Annotated in this window: 17 protein-coding genes; 8 read left to right on the forward strand and 9 right to left on the reverse strand. The window is 71.6% G+C overall.

The window, feature by feature from the left end; translation table 11 throughout:
- Positions 1-179: 179 nt before the first annotated feature.
- Complete coding sequence (locus SGA01_RS15355) at positions 180-2,162, forward strand: carbohydrate-binding protein (protein WP_141297057.1); 1,983 nt, start codon at positions 180-182, stop codon at positions 2,160-2,162.
- Positions 2,159-3,334, forward strand: a complete 1,176-nt coding sequence (locus SGA01_RS15360) for an aminotransferase class V-fold PLP-dependent enzyme (protein ID WP_141297058.1) — start codon at positions 2,159-2,161, stop codon at positions 3,332-3,334. Before SGA01_RS15355 ends, SGA01_RS15360 begins: the two co-directional genes overlap by 4 nt.
- Before the next feature lie 53 nt (positions 3,335-3,387).
- On the opposite strand, the gene SGA01_RS15365 is transcribed toward SGA01_RS15360, so the two are convergent.
- Positions 3,388-3,645: a LapA family protein gene (locus tag SGA01_RS15365; RefSeq protein WP_141297059.1), complete on the reverse strand. Its 258-nt coding sequence runs from the start codon at positions 3,643-3,645 to the stop codon at positions 3,388-3,390.
- Positions 3,646-3,762: 117 nt separating this feature from the next.
- Here SGA01_RS15365 and SGA01_RS15370 point away from each other — a divergent pair, with 117 nt between their 5' ends.
- Complete coding sequence (locus tag SGA01_RS15370) at positions 3,763-4,443, forward strand: hypothetical protein (protein ID WP_141297060.1); 681 nt, start codon at positions 3,763-3,765, stop codon at positions 4,441-4,443.
- 67 nt (positions 4,444-4,510) lie between these two features.
- Here SGA01_RS15370 and SGA01_RS15375 read toward each other — a convergent pair whose 3' ends face one another.
- Positions 4,511-6,091, reverse strand: a complete 1,581-nt coding sequence (locus SGA01_RS15375; protein ID WP_141297061.1) for a pectate lyase family protein — start codon at positions 6,089-6,091, stop codon at positions 4,511-4,513.
- 258 nt (positions 6,092-6,349) lie between these two features.
- Between SGA01_RS15375 and SGA01_RS15380 the strand changes: the two genes are divergently transcribed.
- Entirely contained in the window at positions 6,350-7,123 is a 774-nt protein-coding gene (locus tag SGA01_RS15380; RefSeq protein ID WP_141297062.1) for an ankyrin repeat domain-containing protein, read from the forward strand.
- Between the two features lie 58 nt (positions 7,124-7,181).
- Here the strand turns inward: SGA01_RS15380 and SGA01_RS15385 are convergent, their stop codons facing one another.
- A complete protein-coding gene (locus SGA01_RS15385) occupies positions 7,182-11,228 on the reverse strand; it encodes a bifunctional nitrate reductase/sulfite reductase flavoprotein subunit alpha (protein ID WP_229918470.1) in 4,047 nt (1,348 codons plus the stop codon).
- A 347-nt stretch (positions 11,229-11,575) separates the two neighbouring features.
- Here SGA01_RS15385 and SGA01_RS15390 point away from each other — a divergent pair, with 347 nt between their 5' ends.
- Positions 11,576-12,028, forward strand: coding sequence for an SRPBCC family protein (locus tag SGA01_RS15390; protein ID WP_055639776.1), 453 nt, complete (start codon positions 11,576-11,578; stop codon positions 12,026-12,028).
- 202 nt (positions 12,029-12,230) lie between these two features.
- Positions 12,231-13,898, forward strand: coding sequence for a BCCT family transporter (locus SGA01_RS15395; RefSeq protein WP_141297131.1), 1,668 nt, complete (start codon positions 12,231-12,233; stop codon positions 13,896-13,898).
- Between the two features lie 22 nt (positions 13,899-13,920).
- Here SGA01_RS15395 and SGA01_RS15400 read toward each other — a convergent pair whose 3' ends face one another.
- From SGA01_RS15400 to SGA01_RS15415, 4 genes are all read right to left on the reverse strand, one after another.
- Positions 13,921-14,421, reverse strand: coding sequence for a DUF6328 family protein (locus SGA01_RS15400; RefSeq protein WP_141297064.1), 501 nt, complete (start codon positions 14,419-14,421; stop codon positions 13,921-13,923).
- A gap of 18 nt (positions 14,422-14,439) precedes the next feature.
- Entirely contained in the window at positions 14,440-15,738 is a 1,299-nt protein-coding gene (locus SGA01_RS15405) for a sugar ABC transporter permease (RefSeq protein WP_141297065.1), read from the reverse strand.
- Positions 15,735-16,499, reverse strand: coding sequence for an ATP-binding cassette domain-containing protein (locus tag SGA01_RS15410; protein WP_174867327.1), 765 nt, complete (start codon positions 16,497-16,499; stop codon positions 15,735-15,737). Before SGA01_RS15410 ends, SGA01_RS15405 begins: the two co-directional genes overlap by 4 nt.
- Positions 16,500-16,595: 96 nt before the next feature.
- Positions 16,596-17,687 carry a sugar ABC transporter substrate-binding protein gene (locus SGA01_RS15415; RefSeq protein WP_141297067.1) on the reverse strand — a complete coding sequence of 364 codons (1,092 nt, stop codon included), beginning with the start codon at positions 17,685-17,687 and terminating at the stop codon, positions 16,596-16,598.
- Between the two features lie 176 nt (positions 17,688-17,863).
- Between SGA01_RS15415 and SGA01_RS15420 the strand changes: the two genes are divergently transcribed.
- Positions 17,864-19,366: a long-chain-fatty-acid--CoA ligase gene (locus SGA01_RS15420; protein ID WP_141297068.1), complete on the forward strand. Its 1,503-nt coding sequence runs from the start codon at positions 17,864-17,866 to the stop codon at positions 19,364-19,366.
- Between the two features lie 83 nt (positions 19,367-19,449).
- On the opposite strand, the gene SGA01_RS15425 is transcribed toward SGA01_RS15420, so the two are convergent.
- Positions 19,450-20,028 carry an antibiotic biosynthesis monooxygenase gene (locus SGA01_RS15425; RefSeq protein ID WP_055639767.1) on the reverse strand — a complete coding sequence of 193 codons (579 nt, stop codon included), beginning with the start codon at positions 20,026-20,028 and terminating at the stop codon, positions 19,450-19,452.
- A gap of 77 nt (positions 20,029-20,105) precedes the next feature.
- Positions 20,106-20,357, reverse strand: coding sequence for an EF-hand domain-containing protein (locus SGA01_RS15430; protein WP_141297069.1), 252 nt, complete (start codon positions 20,355-20,357; stop codon positions 20,106-20,108).
- Between the two features lie 190 nt (positions 20,358-20,547).
- On the opposite strand from SGA01_RS15430, the gene SGA01_RS15435 reads away from it, so the two are divergent.
- A complete protein-coding gene (locus tag SGA01_RS15435; RefSeq protein ID WP_141297070.1) occupies positions 20,548-21,183 on the forward strand; it encodes a LysE family translocator in 636 nt (211 codons plus the stop codon).
- The last annotated feature ends 14 nt before the right edge of the window (positions 21,184-21,197 follow it).

The following is a 21,197-nucleotide window of genomic DNA, read 5'->3' on the forward strand; positions in this document are numbered from 1 at the left end:
GCGGTCTGGACGGGGCCGGACACTACAAGGGTGATCGCTCGACTTGCAATGCTTCAGTGAAAACTTTCAGTTCGATCGACTGCTGAGCAATGGCAGAACCATTGCAATCCCTCTTCGAGTGTTGCTAGCGTGCCGCGCGCCCCGCCCCGACCAGACCCGACCCGACCCGGGAGACCTCCATGACGCGTTCCCGCTTGTCGCTGCTGTCCGCCGTCGCCCTGCTCGCCTCGCTCGCCGCGGGCGGCTCCCCGGCGACCGCCGCCCCGCCCGCCACCGGCGCCGCGCCCGCCCCTGCCCCCACCGTGCTGACCGTGACCGATCCCGGCTTCGAACAGGGCGGTACGGGCTGGGAGTTCACCTCCGGAACGGGCGTCGGGAGCAACTACCCGCACGCCGGGAGACGGCAGGCCTACCTCGACGCCGGCAGCGGCATGAAGGTCTCCCAGACCGTGACGGCCACCGGCCACGGCGGCTACCTCGTCTCCGCGTGGATCGCCACCGGCGGCCCCGGCGGCCGGTACGTCCTGCGGGTCAACGGCGCCACCGTCGCCGATCGGACCCTGCCCGCCGCCGCCAACTACCGCCGCCACACGCTCGGCAGGATCGCGCTCACCCCCGGGGACCGGCTGGAGATCGCCTTCGAGTCCGGGCAGGGCTGGGTCAACGTCGACGACGTGATGGTCTCCCCGGCCGCCCCCGCCGACCCCCGCGTCACCTCCAGCGACCCCGAGATCGTCGAGATGTTCGACTGGGCCAAGGGCAAGGCCAACAGCTGGGTGCACCTGCCCGGCACCACGGGCCCGCTCGACGCCGACGAGCGCCAGACCGGCGGCACCGGCACCGGCGTCTACGCCCCCTCCTACTGGGCGGGTTACGCCAACCGCAGCGGCTACTACTCCCGCGACATGGCCCACCAGCTCTCCGGCGCCGGGGTCCTGGGTCTGCACACCGAGAACAAGGAGATGCTCCGCGCCTTCGCCGCCTCCGCGACCGCCGAGCACGCCTACTACCCGGTGTGGGCGCTCAACTTCGACAACCGCTCCTACCTCTCCATCGACTACCGCGACCCGAACCTCTTCGTCCGGGAGGTGCCCGCCCCCTTCGAACTGGTCCAGAAGGCCGAGGAGGCCTACCGCTGGAGCGGCGACCCCGCCTACCTCGACGACCCCGCTCTGTGGGAGTTCTACCGCCACGCCACCGACGAGTTCGTCACCCTCCACGACGGGCAGAAGGACAACGGCCGGGTGAGCGTGGCCGAGGGCACCGGCAAGGGCATCTTCCGGGGCGTCGCGAGCTACAACGAGCAGAGCGACGAACCGCTGGCCGAGGCCGGCGACGCCATCGGCTCGCAGTACCAGGCCTACCGCGCGATGGCCTCCCTCGCCCGCGCCAAGGGCGAGCACCCGCTCGCGGCCCGCTTCGAGCGCAAGGCGCGCGACCTCAAGACCTACTTCAACTCCACCTGGAGCGGCACCGGTTCGGGCGCCGACATGGTGCGCGGCTACACCACCGACGGACGCGCCCTGACCGGCTGGGGCAAGGAGAACAGCTGGTTCATGCCGATGAAGCAGATCGTCGCCCCCGGTGACCGGCGCGAGGCGTACCTCGACTACATCGACCGGCAGTCCGAAGGCGAAGGCCGCCCCGACAACATCGAGGCCCTGACCTACCTCCCCGACACCTTCCTCACCAACAACCGCGCCGACACCGCCTGGAAGTGGATGCGCCACATCTACGCCCAGAAGGACGTCCAGCACGTCAACACCCGCCAGGGCACCAACGGCGACTACCCCGAGGTCTCCTTCACCCTCGTCGGCCAGACCGTCCAGGGCCTGATGGGCGTCGTGCCGAACGCCCCCGCCCGCACCCTCGCCACCCAGTCGCGCCTGCCCTCCGGAATGGACTGGCTGAGCATCGAGGACCTGCGCGTCGGCGACTCCGCCTTCACCCTCCGCCACGACACGGACCGCCGCTCGACCCTCACCCACACCTCGGGCAGCGCCCCGTACACCTGGGTGGCGCGCTTCCCGGGCGCCCACGCGGCCGTCGCCGTCGACGGGGTGGTCGGGAAGGCCCGCACAGAGGTGATCGACGGGGCGACCTACACCGTCGTCCGCACGCGCGTGGCCCCCGGCCGCACCGTCACCGTCGAGGTCCGATGACCACCTCCGTCGGGGCCGGCAAGGACGTCCAGGACCACAAGAGAGGCGAATTCCCGGGCGGGGCAGAGCTGTTCCGGCTCGACCCGGCGGTGGCCCACCTCAACCACGGCTCCTTCGGCGCCGTTCCCCTCCCGGTCGCCGAGGCCCAACGGCGGCTGACGGAGGAGGTCATGGCCGACCCCGACGCCTTCTTCGTCGGCGTCCCCGACCGCATCGCCGAGGCCCGCGGGCGCGTCGCGGCCCACCTGGGCGGCGACCCCGACGGGATCGCCTTCGTCGCCAACGCCACCGAGGCCGCCAACCTCGCCCTCGACGCCCTGCGCCTCGACCCGGGCGACGAGATCCTGGTCACCGACCACGGCTACGGCACGGTCGTCGCGGCGGCCGCCCGGCGCGCCCGGACGGCCGTCGTCAGCCTCGACCCCGACCTGCCGGACGAGGACGCGGTGAGCGAGGCGGTGCTCGCCGCGCTCACCCCTCGCACGCGAGTGGCCCTGCTCGACGGGATCACCTCGCCCACCGCCCGGCCGCTCGCCACGCCCCGACTGCTCGCCGGGCTCCGCGAGCGCGGGATCACCACCGTCGTCGACGGCGCGCACGCGCCGGGCATGCTCGCCGAACCACTCGCGGGCGAACCCGACTTCTGGTTCGGCAACCTCCACAAGTGGGCGTACGCGCCGGCGGGCAGCGCGGTCCTCGCGGTGGCTCCCGCCCACCGGGCCCGGGTCGCCGCGCCCGTGCCCTCCTGGGAGGACGACCGGGGCTTCCCGCGCGCGGTCGAGTTCCGTGCCACCGTCGACTACACCGGCTGGCTCGCCGCACCCGAGGGCCTCGACCTGATCGCCCGGCTGGGTGCCGGTCAAGTCCGCGCCCACAACGCGGAACTGGTCCGCTACGGAGCGGAGTTGCTCGAAAGGATCCCGGGCGTGACATCCCTCCCGTACGGAGAGGGCCTGGCGATGCGGTCGCTGCGCCTGCCCGCCGGTCTCGCCCGCACGAAGCAGGAGGCGGCCGCGCTGCGCGAGGAGATCGCCGCCCGGCTCGGCTGCCGCGTGCTCATCTGGAACCGGCCCGGCGGCGGAGGCATCCGGATCTCCGGGCAGATCTACAACCGGCCCGAGGAGTACGAACGTCTCACCGCCGGCCTGCGCGACCTGCTGTCCCGCGGCTGACGACCCGGGCGGCTTCGAAGCGGCGAAGCGGTACGGCGAGCCGGGCGGCGCGTTCAGCGCCTGGCTCGCCGTCGCATGGAAAGGAACATTCCGAGGAGGATGCCCACGAGCAGCGTGACCGTGAGCACGACCCACAGGGGCAGGGTGACGGTGGGGATCCACAGCCGGATGCTGACCGATCCCGTGTTGACCGCGATGAACCAGATGGCGAGACCCGCGAGCACGAGGAATCCGAGGGTACGGATCCGCATGGCCCGGCCTTTGACGGTCAGCGTCGGGGGGCCGTGGCGTGGAGGTGCGTTCTGTGCCATGTCCTCCATTGTCTGCCCAAAGCGCCAGGCCCTCGACCGGAGGAGGCCGCGAGGCCGTCTCTGCGGCCCGCCGCAGAGGCCACGCAACATCCGCCGACACGCCTCGTTGATCACGCCATGAACCACACCACCGCCCCGCGCGGGCTCCGCGTCCTGACCACCGCCCTCGCCGCCCTGACCCTGGCGATCGCGGGCACGCAGAGCACGTACGCGAGCCCCGGCGAGCAGAGCTGCCCCACCACCGCCGAGCTCTTCGCCACCGACAACACCGCGATCATCACGGATCCCGACGACCCCCGGCTCGACACCCGCCTGACGCGCTTCGGCCATGAGGTACGCGCGATCATCCGGGCCCACGGAGCCCGGCCCGGCGCCTCGGAGCTCCTGGACGGCGTCTTCTGGTCCACCGACCTGAAGCAGGCCACGTTCGAGCGGTCGCGCGAGTTCGACGTGAACCGGGTCGGACGCGACGGGCTCCACCACATCGCGGGCGTCATCGCCAAGGAGTACGACCAGGAGGCCGTGCTCACCTTCCGCTGCCTGCCGCGGACGTCGCCGGAGACCGACGCCGTCGAGATCGAGGTCCCGGGCGTCACCCCGGGGGATCTGCGCGCGGCGCTCCTCGCGGACGCCGAGGCACGCGAGAAGCTCGGCGGCGGCTCGGTCACCCTCGACGGCCGGCTGATCCTCATCGCCCCGGTCGCCGACCTGCCGCTGGCCAAGAGGTTCACGGCCGTGCTCGGCGCCGACTGGAACGAGGCCCAGGTGCGCTACGGCGACCGGGAGTTCGTGAGCTGAGCCGGCACATGGAGCTGCCCGCCGGGCCCTGGTGGACCGGGGCCCGGCGGGCGTCGGGACGGTGCCGTTATCCGGCGTACGTCTCGAACTCGGCGACCTGAGGCGTCCCCGACGAGCCGGTGATCTCGAAGGTGATCTTGCTCAAGGTGGTCCGGGCGAACGTGACGGCACCCGCGCCGCTCCCGGAGGAGAGGACGGCGCCGGTGTCGGCATTGAGGAGCCGCCAGGAGCCGATCCGGCCCGTGGCACCGGCCGCCTCCTTGACGACGACCCTGGACACGGCGGTGGGGGAGCCCCACTTGATCGAGACGTAACCGGTGGTCCCGGCGGGCGACCAGTAGGTGGCCGGGTCACCGTCCCGCACGTTGCCGTAACTCGTCCCGTCGGCCTTCCCCGAGCCGTCGGAGCCGGCCCCGATGCTGAGGTTCGTCCCGCTGGGCGCGGAGGTCGACGGAGCCGGGGTGGTCGGAGCGGGAGTGGTCGGTGCCGGGGTGGTCGGCGCCGGGGTCGTCGGGGCCGGGGTGGTCGGGGCCGGCGTCTGGGGTGAGCAGGCGCCGTCCGACACCTGAAGGCCCTTGCCGGCTCCAGCCGTCCGGCTCACGACGCTCGGGACGCAGCTCGCCGCGTCGAGGGTGTAGGCGTACGGGATGGAGACCGAGGTGTTGGACTGCGGGTCCGGTCCCGCAGGATTGTTCTCGGTGCCGGGGCTCGACCACGTCACGTTGTCGAAGGTGTTGCCGCTGACCTGCCAGTACCCGGCCGCGTCCGTGTAGAAGGTGCCGAGGACGTCCTTGGAGTCCTCGAAGTAGTTGCTGTCGACCTTGGCGCGGGCCCCGGCACGGGAGTTGATGCCGGATTCGTTGATCCGCAGGTAGTGGTTGTTGTAGATGTGGGCGGTGCCGCCGCGCAGCAGGGGGACGCGCGAGTCGAGGTTCTCGTACAGGTTGTGGTGGTACGTGATGAAGCTGTTCGAGAGCTCGGTCTCGCTGGATCCGACGAGTCCGCCGCGGCCGGAGTTGCGCAGGATGCTGTAGGACAGGGTCACGTACTGGGTGTTGTCCTTCATGTCGAAGAGGCCGTCGAAGCCCTCCGACTCGCCGCCCGAGGCCTCCAGGGTGACGTGGTCGACCCAGACGTTCCGGACGTCGCTCTCCATGCCGATGGCGTCACCGCCGTTGGAGGTGGGCGAGCCGGACTTCTTGACGTTCCGTACGGTCACGTTCTGGATGACGATGTTGCTCGACTCGCGTATGTGGATGCCCAGCTGGTCGAAGACGGCACCCGCGCCGACGCCGACGATCGTGACGTTGCTGATCTGCTTGAGCTCGATCACCCCGGCGGCGGTGTTGCAACTGCCGCCCGACACCTTGGCGGTGTTGCCGTGGTTGACGGTTCCCTCGACCTCGATGGTGATCGGGGTGCTGCTGGTGGCCCGGCCGCACAGGGCCGCGTGGATCGCGGTCCCGGTGGTGGCCCGCACGGTCTGCCCGCCGGCGCCGCCGGTCGTGCCGCCGTTCTGCGTCGCGTAGCCGGTGGCGCCACCGGTCGCGGCGGAGGCCGAGGGTGCCGAAAGGACAGCCCCTGTCGCGGCCGCGAGGGCCAACGTGGCCAGTGCCGCCTGGAGTCGCCGTGCGACTCGTCGTCTCATGGTCGTCGCCTTCCTTGCTTGTCGTCGGAGGACGGGAGTCCGGTCCCGCATACCGGGCTCCCGAGAACATGGAAAGCGCTTTCTGTTCGGCGAGGATAGGGTCGGGCCGCGGGTCTTACAAGGCTCCGCGCACCGCGGAAATATCGCGGGGACCGCGCTCCACGCCGTACGGCACCCCATACCGGGACACCTCACCGGCACCCGGTCCGACACCTCACCGGCACCCGGTACGACACCTGAGTGCGGCACCCTGTCCCTATGCAGACCCCGCACTCACTGCGCTCCCAGGACCCCATGGCCGTGGCCGTCACCGAAGCGATCCGCTCGGGCGACCTCGACGCGCTGCGCCGCCTGCTCGCCGGGCATCCCGGCCTCGCCACGGCCCGGGTCGTCGAGGAACGGGAAGGATGCGGCCCCGGCGGGCGGAGTCTGCTGCACCTGGCAGCCGACTGGCCGGGACACGTGCCCCGCGGACCCGAGACCGTCGCCGTCCTCGTCGCGGCGGGCGCCGATCCGGACGCCCGCTTCGTCGGGGCCCACCGCGAGACGCCCCTCCACTGGGCGGCGAGCAACGACGACGTCCCGATGATCGACGCCCTCGTCGCCGCGGGCGCCGACATCGAGGCCGACGGAGCCGTCATCGCGGGCGGGACGCCGCTGGCCGACGCCCGGGCCTTCGGGCAGTGGCGCGCGGCCCGCCGCCTGCTCGAACTCGGTGCCAGGCCCACCTTCCAGGACGCCGCGACACTCGGCCTCGACGAGGTGGTGGAGGCCGGTCTGCGGGCCACACCGCCACCCTCCCCGCAGGAGATCGACGAGGCGTTCTGGGGCGCCTGCCACGGCGGCCGGCTCTCCACCGCCGTCCGGCTCCGCGCCGCCGGGGCGGACATGGACCGGATCGGCTGGGGCGGCCTCACCCCGCTCGACATCGCCCGCGCCGGGGAGACCCCGGAAGCCGCGGAGGTCGCCGCCTGGCTCACGGCGGCCGGAGCCCGCACCCACGCCGAGCCGGAAGAGGCAGATCACTCCTGACCTGACCTGACCGGCCTTTACGCGGCGCCTGACCCGGTCTCCGGACGAGGCGCCGCCCTCAGTACACGTCGCGTACGTAACGCTTGTCGGCGGCGAGCTGCTTCACGAAGACGGCCGCCGACTCCTCGTCGTGGCCGCCGTGCGTCACGGCGATGTCCCGCAGCGCCCGGTCGACGTCCTTCGCCATCCGGGCCGCGTCGCCGCACACGTAGAAGTGCGCACCGGACTGGAGCCACGACCACAGCTGCGGGCCGTGCTCCCGCATCCGGTCCTGGACGTAGACCTTGGCGCGCTGGTCGCGGGAGAAGGCGGTGTCGAGCCGGTCCAGGGTGCCGTCGGCGAGGAGGGCCGTGAGCTCGTCCTCGTAGTAGAAGTCGGTCGCGCGGTGCTGCTCGCCGAAGAAGAGCCAGTTCGGGGCGCGGTGCCCGAGCGCGCGGCGCTCGTCGAGGAAGCCGACGAAGGGGGCCACTCCCGTGCCGGGGCCGACCATCACCATCGGCGTCGTCGGGTCCGCGGGGGGCCGGAAGTGCGGCGCGCGCTGGACGAAGACCGGGACGGGGGCGCCCGGTTCGGCGTCGGCGAGGAACGGCGAGCAGACGCCCTTGCGGGGGCGGCCGCGCAGGTTCTCGTACCGCACGACGGAGACGGTCAGCGAGACCTGGTGGGGGTCGGTGAGCGGGCTGGAGGAGATCGAGTACAGCCGGGGCCTGAGGCTTCCCAGCACGTCGGCCCACTCCTGTGCGGAGGCGCGGACGGGATGCTCGGCGATGACGTCGACGGCCTGCCGGCCCCATGTCCACTGGGCGAGCCCGTCCTTGTTGTCGGGGCGCAGCAGCCTCTTCAGCTCCCGGTCGCCGGTCCGCTCCGTGACGAAGCCGAGGAACGCGGACGGGGTACGGGTGATGTCCAGGTGGCGGTGCAGCGCCTCGCCGAAGGTGATGTCGCCGAACCCGGAGAGCTCGACGGGGGCGTCCGCGTCGAGACCGGTGACGGCCAGCCATTCGGCGACGAGCTCGGGGCAGTTGACGGGCCGGACGCCGAGCGCGTCCCCGGCCTCGTAGCCGAGCGGAGCCCCGCCGTCGCTCGTGTCGAAGGTGAACCGCCGTACCTCCTTCCCCGCCCCGGGCAGGGAGAGGAGCCGGTTGCCGACGAGCCGCGCGGGCGTGGTGGCGGGCCCCGGCCGGCGCGCGGGCGCCGAAGCCGGCGCGGCCGGGGGCACGGGCCGTGCCGTGGGTGTCCGCAGGCCTTCGGACAGGCCTTCGGACAGGCCCGCGAGGACCTGGTCCAGCCAGGCGAGGGCGGACGGCTCGAAGTCGGGCTCGCAGTCGGTGCGGGGTGCCAGGCGTACGGCTCCGAGCTCGTCCAGCCGGTCGTCCAGGCGCCGCCCGTGCCCGCAGAAGTCTCCGTACGAGGAGTCCCCGAGGGCCAGGACGGCGTAGCGCCGCCCGTCGAGCCGGGGGGTGTCGGGAGCGGTGAGCGCGTCCCAGAAGCCGGAGCCGTTGTCGGGCGCGTCCCCGTCCCCGAACGTGCTGGTGATCAGCAGCAGATCGGCGGTGGGCGACAGGGCCTTGAGGTCGGTCGCGTCCATGCCGGTGAGGGCCGGCCGGTGGCCCGCCGCGAGGAGCCGCTCGGCGGTGGCGGCCGCGAACTCCTCGGCGTTGCCGGTCTGCGAGGCCCACAGCACGACGACCTCGCGACCCGGCGCGCCCTGGTCCGCCCGGGAGTCCCGGGGCGTCCCCGAGTCCTCCGGCGTGCGGGAGTACAGCCCGGCGAGCACGCCGTTGACCCAGTGGGCGTGCTCCTCGCGGAAGGGTGCCCCGGGCGGCAGGACGGGCACGCCCGGCGCGCCCGACTCCAGGCCCGCGAGGAAGCCGACGAGATACTGCCGTTCCTCGGCGCTGAGGACGGGCGGCGGGGCGGGCGCGAGACCGAAGGCGGCGGCCGGCCCGGAGGGCACGACCCCGCTCGGGATCACCACGCGCGGGGCCACGGCGGCCGACGGCGGCGCCTCGTCCCGAGGGGGCGTACCCGCCGTCTTCGTCAGCGCCACCGCGCACACCTTCAGCTCGGGCTGGAAGGAGAGCGGATCGACGGCGTCGTTGGTGACGGCGTTGACGCACAGCTCCTCACCGAACAGGTCGTTCCAGTGGAACGGCGCGAAGCAGCAGCCCGGTCGGACCCGGTCGGTGACCACCGCGGGCAGCACGACCCTGCCGCGCCGCGAGGCGATCTCCACGGCGTCGCCCTCCACGAGGCCGAGCCGCAGGGCGTCCTCGGGGTGCACCTCGACGAAGGGCGCCGGGTTGAGCTTGTTGAGCTTGGCGACCTTCCCGGTCTTGGTGAGGGTGTGCCACTGGTGCTGGAGGCGGCCGGTGTTGAGGACGAAGGGATGCTCGTCGTCGGGCATCTCGGCGGCGTCGATGTGCGGTCGGGCGTGGAAGACCGCCCGGCCGCTCGCCGTCGGGAAGACGGGCCCCGCGCCGTCGCCGTCCACGTAGCGAATGGGGTTGCGGTCCGGGCCGCCGGGAGCGGCGGGCCACTGGACGGGCGTCTCGCGCAGCCGCTCGTACGTCACCCCGCTCACGTCGTAGCCGGTCGCCGGGTTCGCGGCGCGCCTGATCTCCTCGAAGACCTCCTCGGCGCTCTCGTACGCGAACGCCTTCTCGTACCCCATGGCCCGGGCGACACGGGCGATGATCCGCCAGTCGGCGAGCGCTTCGCCGGGCGGGTCGGCCGCCGGCCGGGCGAGGGTCAGCGTCCGCTCGCTGTTGATCAGTACGCCCTCGGTCTCGGTCCACAGCGCGGCGGGCAGGACCACGTCGGCGTAAGCGTTGGTCTCGGTGTCGGTGAACGCGTCCTGGGTGATGACGAGTTCGGCGGCCCGCAGGCCCGCGACGACGGTGGCGCGGTTGGCGACGGAGGCGACCGGGTTGGTGCAGATGATCCAGCACGCCTTGATCTCGCCGTCCGCCATGCGCCGGAAGAGGTCGATAGTGCCGGTGCCGGAGCCGTCCTCGCGGAGCGTGCCCGGCGGGAGTTCCCACAGCTCCTCGGTGAAGGCCCGGTCCCCGGCGGCGAGGACCGAGCGCTGGCCGGGGAGGCCGGGGCCCATGTAGCCCATCTCGCGTCCGCCCATGGCGTTGGGCTGGCCGGTGAGGGAGAAGGGGCCGGAGCCGGGGCGGCAGATCGCGCCGGTGGCCAGGTGGAGGTTGATCAGGGCGTTGGTGTTCCAGGTGCCGTGGGTGGACTGGTTGAGGCCCATGGTCCAGCAGCTGGTCCACTCCTCCGCCGTGCCGATCCATTCGGCGGCGGTAAGGATGTCCTGCTCGGGTATGCCGGTGAGCGCGGCGACGGTGGCGGGCGGGTAGTCGGCGAGGAAGGGCGGCATCGCCTCCCAGCCCTCGGTGTGCGCGGCGATGAAGGCGGGGTCGGTGTGGCCGTTGCCGTGCAGGAGGTGCAGCAGGCCGTTGAGGAGCGCGAGGTCCGTGCCGGGCTTGATCTGGAGGAAGAGGTCGGCCTTCTCGGCGGTGGCGGTGCGCCGGGGGTCGACGACGATCAGTTTCGCCCCGGCCTTGACCCGGTCCATCATGCGGAGGAAGAGGATGGGATGGCAGTCGGCCATGTTGGAGCCGATGACGAGGAAGACGTCGGCCTTCTCGAAGTCGTCGTAGGAGCCGGGCGGGCCGTCGGCGCCGAGGGAGAGCTTGTAGCCGGTGCCGGCGCTCGCCATGCAGAGCCGGGAGTTCGACTCGATCCGGTTCGTTCCGATGAAGCCCTTGGCGAGCTTGTTGGCCAGGTACTGGGCCTCCAGGCTCATCTGGCCCGAGACGTAGAGCGCGAAGGCATCGGGGCCGTGCTCGTCGACGACGGCCCGCAGCCGGCGGGCGGTCTCGGCGATGGCCCGGTCGGTGTCCGTGGGGACGGGCGCACCGGCGCGGTCGTCCCGGACGAGGGCGGTGGTCAGGCGTCCGGGCGCGGCGAGCATGTCGGCGGTGGTGGCGCCCTTGGTGCACAGGCGCCCGCGGTTGGCGGGGTGGTCCTTGTCGCCCGTCGCCTTGAGGACCGTACGGCGCCCGTCGGACCCCAGGCCGATGTCGAGGAGCATGCCGCAGCCGACACCGCAGTACGAGCAGACGGTCCGCACCTGGGCGGTGGCGTCGGCCCGTGGGTCCTGCGTGTCGTGTGGGGTCACGGGGGCGCCTCTCTGTGGAACCGTTCGAGCCATGACCGTACGGAATGCCCGTTACGCCTGTGTCAACCGCGCCGATCATGGTCCGTAACGCCGGTCACACAGCGGCCGGGGGCGGGCTGTGAGGCCGGCCCCGGGGCAGGCCCTCCGGCGGTCGCTGGCGGGGCGCCGCAGCGCGTGGGACCATTTTCGTAGGAAGCGACAACGAGCCCGCGCCGGGGTTCGGGCCCCGGTGAGGTCTCCCGTCGGACGAAGAAGGCACCATGGCTGCCATCACGGAAACCATCGACATCTCCCGCAGTCCCGCGGACGTCTTCTCCTACGTGACCGACCCGACCCATCTGCCCGAGTGGCAGGAGAGCGCGGTCTCGGTCCGCAGGCTCGGCGAGGCCCCCCTCGCCGTCGGCTCGAAGGTCGCCGTCACGCGGCGGCTCGGGCGGCGGGAGTTCACATCGACCATGCAGGTCATCGAGTTGGAAGCGCCGAGGCACTGGCACGTGCACGGCATCGACGGCCCCGTACGCGGTGACGTCCAGGGCACCATCGAACCGCTGGACGACGGAGAGCGGTCGCGCCTGACCCTCTCCCTCGACTTCGAGGGGCACGGCATCGGCAAGGCCCTCGTCCCGCTCGTCGTCCGCCCGCACGTGCGGAAGGAGATGCCGAAGGACGAGCGGACCCTCAAGGGCATCCTGGAGAGCGGCGCGGCCGGCTGACCCCCCGCGGCCCCCGTCGTCGGCCCATTACGCGTGCCGTGAAGGCCTGTTGGTCCACCGAGTCCGGCCCTGCCTGTGGTACTGCCTTACGGATACATCGTCACGTTTTTCCGTAATGCAGTGAAAGGTGACCTCTGTGCCGCAGGAAGACGAGAGGCCGGACGGCCGCCGGACAGGCGCCGAACGGGGAGGCCGGGAAGGGCTGCCGGTGACGGCGGACCTCCCCGGCCGTCCCGACCACCACCATCACGCCCGTACCGACCGGATCGTGTTCGGGGTCACCGCCGTCCTCACCCTGGCGTTCGTCGTCTGGGGAGTCACGGCCACCGACAGCCTGGAGAGCGTCTCCAGCGAGCTCCTCGACGGACTGATCCGCAACGGCGGCTGGGCGTTCATGCTCGCGGCGTCCGGCTTCGTCGTCTTCGCGCTGTGGCTCGCCATCAGCCGCTACGGCCGGATCACCCTCGGCCAGGAGAGCGAGGGCCCCGAGTTCCGGACCGTGTCGTGGATCGCCATGATGTTCAGCGCGGGCATGGGCATCGGCCTGATGTTCTACGGCGTGAGCGAACCCCTCGCCCACTACGGCACCCCGCCGCCCGGCACCCACCCCGTCGACTCGGCCGAGCGCATGCAGACGGCCATGGCCACCACGCTCTTCCACTGGACGCTCCACCCGTGGGCGATCTACGCCGTCGTCGGACTCGCCATCGCCTACTCCACCTTCCGGCGCAGGCGCCGCCAGACCATCAGCGCCGTCTTCGTCCCGCTGATCGGCGAACGGCGCGCGTACGGCGGTCCCGGACGCTTCATCGACATCCTCGCCATCTTCGCCACCCTCTTCGGCTCCGCCGCCTCGCTCGGCCTCGGCGCGCTCCAGATCGGCAGCGGCATCGAGGAACTGGGCTGGATGGAGAAGACCGGCACCGGGCTGCTCGTCGGCATCATCGCCGTCCTCACCGTGGCCTTCGTCGCCTCCGCCGTCTCCGGTGTGGAGAAGGGCGTCCAGTGGCTCTCCAACATCAACATGGTGCTCGCGGTCGTGCTCGCCGTCTTCGTCTTCGTGGCGGGCCCCACGATCATCGTGCTCGACCTGCTGCCCACCTCCATCGCCGCCTACATCGACGACCTGCCGCAGCTCGCCGGCCGTACCGAGGCGACCAGCGGCGCGAACATCCACGACTGGCTCGGCAGCTGGACCGTCTTCTACTGGGCGTGGTGGATCTCCTGGACGCCCTTCGTCGGCATGTTCATCGCCCGTATCAGCCGGGGCCGGACCATCCGCCAGTTCGTCGGCGGCGTCATCCTGGTGCCCAGCACCGTCAGCCTCGTCTGGTTCGCGGTCTTCGGCGGTACGGCGATGAAGCTCAGCGAGCAGGGCGAACTGGCGGGGGAGACCACTCCCGAGGGGCAACTCTTCGGCGTGCTCCAGGAGTTCCCCATCGCCGGTGCCATGAGCCTGCTCGTGATGATCCTCGTCGGGATCTTCTTCGTGTCGGGCGCGGACGCCGCCTCCCTCGTCATGGGCACGCTCTCCCAGCGCGGCGCCTTCGAACCCACCCGCCCCGTCGTGGTGTTCTGGGGCGTGCTCACCGGAGCGGTCGCGGCGATCATGCTCCTCATCGGCGACGGCCAGGGCGACGCGCTCGCGGGGCTCCAGAACCTCACCATCCTCGTCGCGGCGCCGTTCGTGCTCGTCATGATCGGTATGTGCGTGGCGCTCATGAGGGACCTGCGCAAGGACCCGCTGATCGTCCGCGGCGAGGTGGGGGTGGAGGTCGTCGAACTCGCCGTGATCGCGGGCCACGAGCAGTACGACGGCGACTTCGAACTGCGGATCGGTCCCGGCACGTCGGACACCGACGGGACATAGGGTCGCCCGCCGCCGCAGACGCTCACTCCCCGCTGGTGTAGCGGGTGCGCACCCAGAGGGGGAGGACGAACCAGCAGAGCAGGTACCAGGCGAGGACACCGGCGACGATCCACGGCACGTACGAGTCGTCCCCCGTGGCCACGCGCAGGACGAGGAGGAGAGCCGACGTCAGGGTGGCGAGCAGGAGCACGATGCCCGTGATGGTGAGGCGGGCGGCCCAGATGACGGCCCGGGGCTTGATCTGCCTCCCGGCCACGATCCGGTGCAGGGCCACGGGGCCGATGAGCGCGCCGGTCGCCAGGGACCCGAGGACGACCGTGACGATGTAGATCGTCTTGTTCGTCTGTTCCAGACCTTGGAAGTGGGGGGTGAAGACCACGGTGAGGAGGAAACCGAGGAGGATCTGCACACCGGTCTGGACGACGCGGATCTCCTGGATGACCTCCTGCCAGCGTCGGTCGGCGCGCTCCATCACGGTCTCGCTCCGGCCGTCGTGCCGGTCCTTGCTCGCATCGGTGCCCATGGGTGGCCCTCCGGCGGATCAGGCGCGGCCCGCGGCCTTCTGGCTCCTGCGGGACAGGGAGTCGACGACCACGGCGGCCAGCAGGACGGAACCCGTGATCATGAACTGGACGGCGTTGCTGACGCCCATGATGTTCATGCCCGACTGGATGGAGCCGATCACCAGCGCGCCGAGCAGCGCCGACCAGACCGAACCGCGCCCGCCGAACAGGCTCGTACCGCCGATGACCGCCGCCGCGATGACGTTCATCAGCAGGTTGCCGCCGCCGGACGTCTGGCTCGCGGACTGGATCTGCCCCGCGAGGAAGAGGCCGCCGACCGCCGCCATGGTCCCGGCGATCGAGAAGACGCTCATCCGGACGAACGGCACGCTGATGCCCGCCCGGCGCGCACCCTCGATGTTGCCGCCCACCGCGAAGATCCGCCGGCCGTAGGTGGTGCGCCGCAGGACGAAGTCCAGCACCACGAGCAGGATCAGGAACACGAGGAGCGCCAGCGGGAGCCCCTGGTACTGGTTGAGGATGTAGGCGGTGACGAACGCGATCGCGGCGATCACGACCGTACGCAGCACGATCTCGGCGACCGGCCGGGACGGCACCCGGGCCGCCCGGCGCCGTTTCGCGTCCAGGAGCGAGGCCGCCAGGAACAGCCCCACCCCGGCGGCCGCCGCCACGTAGGCCGCGGCCGGGCTGTGGTAGATCGTCGAGTAGAGCTCGGAGACGATGCTCTCGCTCGGGATGTTGACCGTGCCGCTGGTGCCGAGCACCTGGAGCATCAGTCCGTTCCACGCCAGGTTGCCGGCCAGCGTGACGACGAAGGCCGGGACGCCGATCTCGGCGAAGAAGAACCCCTGGATGAGCCCGACGGCCGCCCCGCCCGCGATGGCGATCAGCAGCGCCAGCCACTCGTTCATCCCGTTCAGGACGTTGAGCACGGCGAAGATCGCAGCGCACAGGCCGCTGACCGAGCCGACGGAGAGGTCGATCTCGCCGAGCAGCAGGACGAAGACGATGCCTACGGCGATCATGCCGGTGCCGACGATCTGCTGGCTCAGGTCGGAGAGGTTCTGGGCCGAGAGGAAGGTGCTGTCGAGACTGCCGAACACCGTCCAGATGATGATCACGGCCAGAATGACGGGCAGGGAGCCGAGCTCCCCGCTGCGGAGCTTGCGGCGGAACTCGCCGAGGTACCCCTTGATGCCCTCCTCGCGGACCAGGAGGCGTGTGTCCACGGCCGGTACGGCACCTTGTGCCGGTTCCTGGGTGCCGGCGTCGCCGGAGCCCCCGGAGCCGCCCGCGCGGTCTCGGTCGCGGATCATCGCTCCTCCTCCCGCTTGCGGGCCTGCCGGCGGGTGACGGCGCTGTCGGTGGCCCCGGTGATCGCGGAGATGATCTCCTCGGTGGTCGTGGAGCGCCTGTCGAAGAAGCCGTTGTTCCGGCCGAGCCGCATCACGGCGATCCGGTCGGCGACCGCCATCACGTCCACCATGTTGTGGCTGATCAGGATGGTCCCGAGACCCTGCTCGCGGAGCCGCTCGACCAGGTCGAGCACCTGCGCGGTCTGTTCCACGCCCAGGGCGGCCGTGGGTTCGTCGAGGATCACGACCTTCGGCGCGCCGATCAGCGAGCGGGCGATCGCCACCGTCTGGCGCTGACCGCCGGAGAGGGAGGCCACCGGGATCCGGACGCTCGGGATGCGGATCGACAGGGTGTCGAGCAGCTCCCGCGCGCGCTGGTCCATGCGGACCTCGTCGAGCACGCCGAAGCGGCGCAGCTCCCGGCCCAGGAAGAGGTTGGCGACGACGTCGAGGTTGTCGCACAGGGCCAGGTCCTGGTAGACGGTGGCGATGCCGAGGTTCTGGGCGTCGTGGGGCCGGTGGATGGAGACCGGGCGGCCCTCCCACTCGATGACGCCCTCGTCGGGCGGGTTCACCCCGGCGATCGTCTTGACGGCGGTGGACTTGCCGGCGCCGTTGTCGCCGACGAGGGCGACGACCTCGCCGGCGTGGACCTCCAGGTCGAAGCCCTTCAGGGCCTGGACCGCGCCGAACCGTTTGGAGATCCCCCGCAGTGTGAGCACGGCTGACTCGGGCAACGAAACCGCCTCCTCCGCTCGCCCGCTCGCACGGGCCGCTCCGCCCCACCGGGATGAAACGCCTCGCGGCTGCTGGAGGCGCTACTTCAGACCGGCCTCCTCGCAGGCCGCGGCATAGGTCGGGGTGCAGATCTCGTCGACCGTGTACAGGCCGTCCTTGACGACGGTGTCCTTGATGTTGGTCTTGTCGACGACGACCGGTGTCAGCAGGTTGGCCGGGACCTTCTGGCCACTGCCGCTGGTGACGGTGGTGGGCACCAGCGAGGCCGGGAGCTCCTTGCCCTCGGCGAGGTCGACGGCCATCGTGGCGGCGATGTCGGCCTCCGGCTTGTACGGCTTCTCGACCGTGATCGTCTGGGTGCCGGCGAGGATCCGCTGGATCGCGTCGAGCTGGGCGTCCTGGCCGGTCAGCGGCACGTTCATGCCGGCCGCCTTGAGGGCGGTGGCGATACCCGCGGCCAGTCCGTCGTTGGCCGAGTAGACGCCGACGATCTTGTCCTTGCCGAGCGCGCTGATGGCGCCGGACATCTGCTGGTTGGCGTTGTTCGGGTCCCAGTTCGGCGTGTCGTACTCCTTGCCGATCTTCACCTTGCCGTCCAGGACGGAGTGCGCGCCGGCCTTGAACTCGGCCGCGTTCGGGTCGGTCGGCGACCCGTTGTGCATCACGATCTCGCCCGTCCCGGCCTTGTCGCCGAGCGCGTCGAGGAGCGCCTGGCCCTGGAGCTCGCCCACCTTGCGGTTGTCGTACGAGACGTACGCGTCGACGGGCCCCTGCGCCAGCCGGTCGTAGGCCACGACCTTGACGCCCGCGTCACGGGCCTTCTGCACGGAGGACTGGATCGACTTGGCGTCCACGGCGTCCAGGATGAGGACCTTGTCGCCCTTGGCGAGCGCGGTGTTGACCTGCTGCTGCTGGGTCGTGGCGCTCTCGGCGGCGTTGTAGTAGTCGATCTGCGCCCCCGGCGCCAGCTCCTTGATCTTGGCCTCGATGTAGGGCCGGTCGAACTTCTCGTACCGCGTGGTCTTGCTCTCCGGCAGCAGCAGGCCGATCCGCACGTCCTGTCGCGCGTCGGAACCCGCACCCGGCTGGGCCGCTCCGCTCACGGACACCGCTCCCAGGGACAGCGCCGCGGCCCCTGCCAGGGCTATCGCGCTCCGCAATGTTCGGGACATGGAAGGCTCCTCTCGTACGTCCCCGTCCCCTCACCTGGTGAGCGCGGGAACAGAGGATGCACTTATGCCCTATATATCGACACTAGCGGCAAGCTGGGGACCGGCAAGCGGGTGAAAACACTGGCCGGTAACCTGGCCGCTGAGCGTCCGGCTCCCTGATCAGAAAGAGGTCGACGATGACCAATCTGGCTCTCAACCTGGCCCGTACCGCTGAGGCGCAGCCGGACGGCATCGCGATCCAGCTGGACGACCAGGCCCTGGACTACCGGTCGCTGGACGACCGCAGCGCCCGGGTCGCCGGCTGGCTGGAGAGCAAGGGCATCGGACCGGGGGACCGGGTCGCGATCCTGCTGCCGAACATCCCGCACTTCGCCGTGGCCTACTACGGCGTGCTGCGGGCCGGCGCGGTCGCCGTGCCGATGAACCCGCTGCTCAAGTCCGGCGAGATCGGCTACGCCGCCGGTGACTGCGGGGCCCGGCTGATCCTCGCCTGGGGCGCGGCGATGGGCGAGGCCGGAGCCGCGGCGGCGGAGCTGGGCATCGAGTGCGCCGACGTGACGGACCCGGCCTTCGGCGCCGTGCTGGCCGGCGTCGAGCCGCGCGCAGGGGTCGAGGACCGCGAGGTCGACGACCTCGCCGTACTGCTCTACACCTCGGGTACCACCGGCCGCCCCAAGGGCGCCCGGCTCACCCACGGGAACCTCGGTTCCAACACCGAGGCCGTGGCCCGCGTCCTCGGCATGTCGGGGGCGGACACGGTCTTCGGCGGCCTGCCGTTCTTCCACGTCTTCGGCCAGACCTGCGGGCTGAACGCGGCGGTCCTCACCGGCGCCCGCATCACGCTGCTGCCGCGCTTCGACGCCGCGAAGGCGCTGGAGATCCTCTCCCGGGACCGGGTCACGGTGATGGAGGGCGTGCCCACCATGTTCCTGGGCCTGCTCGCCGCCGCCGACGCGGCCGGCTCGACCGGCCTCGCGGACGGCGACGGCGGTCTGCGGCTGTGCGTGACCGGCGGCTCCGCGATGCCGGTGGAGGTGCTGCACCGTTTCGAGGCCGTCTTCGGCTGTGCGGTCGTCGAGGGCTACGGCCTGTCAGAGACCTCCCCGGTGGTCACCTTCGGTGCGCTCGACGGCCCGCGCAAGCCCGGTTCGATCGGCACCCCGATCGACGGCGTGCAGGTCCGGCTCCTCGACGACGAGGGCAAGGACGTATCGGACGGCGGCGTCGGCGAGATCGCCGTGCAGGGCCCGAACGTCATGGCCGGGTACTGGAACCGGCCCGAGGCCGACGCCGCCGCGTTCACCGACGGCTGGTTCCGCACCGGCGACCTCGCGCGGCGCGACGAGGACGGCTTCTACTTCATCGTGGACCGCAAGAAGGACCTGGTCATCCGCGGCGGTTACAACGTCTACCCGCGCGAGATCGAGGAGGTCTTCTACGAGCACCCGGCCGTGGCCGAGGCCGCCGTGGTGGGCGTCCCGCACGAGGTGCACGGCGAGGAGGTCGCGGCCGTCGTCACCCTGCGGCCGGGCGCCGAGGCCACGGCGGACGAACTGCGCGAGTTCGTGAAGGCCCGCGTGGCCCCGTACAAGTACCCCAGGATCGTCCAGCTGGTGCCGGGCCTGCCCAAGGGCCCCACCGGCAAGATCCTCAAGCGGGAGATCACGATCGGGGGCTGACGCTCCTAGGGCCTGTCGTCACATTCCCGTCGTCGCCCGAAGGGCCGCGGGGCAGACGGGAATGTGACGACAGGCCCTAGCCCTCAGCTTCCGCCGCCGAGCCAGCCGCGGAGCAGCCGGCTGACCGTCGGCATCGCCACGTAGGTCATGAGGACGTTGAAGACGCACGCCATCACCGCACTGCTGAGCACCAGCGGCAGTGCGGTGAGGTGGGGAGTCAGGAACCAGCCGCCCAGCAGGGAGATGGGGTAGATCGCCAGGGTCGCGCTGATCGCCATCTTCCACCGGGGCGGCGCCGGTCGCGTCGAGCCGGGCTTGGCGAACCACGTCTCCATGCCGGTCAGCCGGCGTCGCGCGATCTCGGTGTGGTGGTGGCCCCGGCAGTCGGCGAACCACGCGGCCCGCTCCGGGGACTCCTGCCAGGCCTGGCAGGCGGCCGCGTCACGGAAGCGGTGGACCAGGAACCAGGGGGCGTCGCCCCCGGAGGAGCGGAAGAACCCGTAGCCGAGGTGGCCGGGGAAGCGGGCGGCGCTCTCGAGGATGCCCTTCGCCCACCGCTCGAAAGCGGCCTCGTGGCCGGGCTCGACCCTGCGGGCTATCAGCAGGGTCACCTCGCCGGAGTCGGCGGGGACATGAGTGTGCTCAAGGCTCACCGCGGTCATCGTTCTCCTCATGATCACAGCGCGCCCGCGCACACTCTACGCGGCGGCCGCCGGGGAGCCCGTGACCGGGCCGGGCGTCACCAGCCGAAGCGGCGGTCGACCACGGCGGCGAACTCCTCGAAGGTCAGGACCTTGTCGCCGTTCTGGTCGGCGGCGTCGAAGAGGGCTGCCGAGTCCTCGTCGCCCCCCACGCCCCAGACGGGGATGACCCCCTGCGCGGCGAGCGTCGGTCCCTTGGACCGGAGGGCGCCGACGACCTCGGCGAGGGTGAGGGTGCCGTCGTGGTCGAGGTCGAGCGCGTCGAAGAGTATGCGGGCCTTGTCGCTCATCGCGTGTCCTGTTCCCTGTTCCCGGTGGCCGTGGGCGAGAGGCGTCGTACCGGCCGACGCCCTCCGTGCGGAAGGACGCGGAATCCGCGCGACGGGTTGCCTCCGTGCGCTCGCCTCTGTGCTCATGTGCCGCCGCGTGACAGGTCCGTGGCTCCGGCCCGCCACGCTCCTTACGATACGGTGGCCTTCCATGGCTATGAGTACCGCGCTGTGGTCGTTCGCCCTCGTCGTAGGGCTCCTCACTCTCACCCCGGGCCTCGACACGGCCGTCATCCTGCGCACCGCCGCCCTCGGCCGGCGCACCCGCGCGTGGGGGGTGGTCCTCGGCGTCCAGACCGGCACCCTCGTCTGGGGCGCCCTCACCTCCCTCGGCGTCACCGCGCTCCTCACCGCCTCGCAGCTCGCGTACGAGATCCTGCGCTGGGCCGGTGCGGCCTACCTGCTGTGGATGGCGGTCCGCATGGTCCGCGACACCTTCCGCGGGCGGGGCGAGGCCCCCGAGGAGGCGGCCGGCGGCGGAGAGGCCGACACGTTCTCGGGCGGCTGGCGACAGGGCACTCTGACCAATCTCCTCAACCCCAAGGTCGGCGTCTTCTACGTCGCCGTCCTGCCGCAGTTCATCCCCGCCGAGGCACGCCACTTCACCACGGGCCTGCTCCTGACCGGCGTCCACATCGTCCTCGGCACGATCTGGTCCACCGTCCTGATCGCCTCCGCGACCGCCCTGGGCACCTGGCTGCGCAGGCCCCGGTCCCGGCGGATCCTCGACCGGGTCACGGGCACCGTCATCGGCGCCTTCGCCGTCCGCCTCGCGGTCAGCGACTGACCCCGGCCCCCGCC

It is taken from the genome of Streptomyces gardneri, assembly GCF_006539185.1.
In the GTDB taxonomy this organism is placed as follows: Bacteria; Actinomycetota; Actinomycetes; order Streptomycetales; family Streptomycetaceae; genus Streptomyces; species Streptomyces gardneri.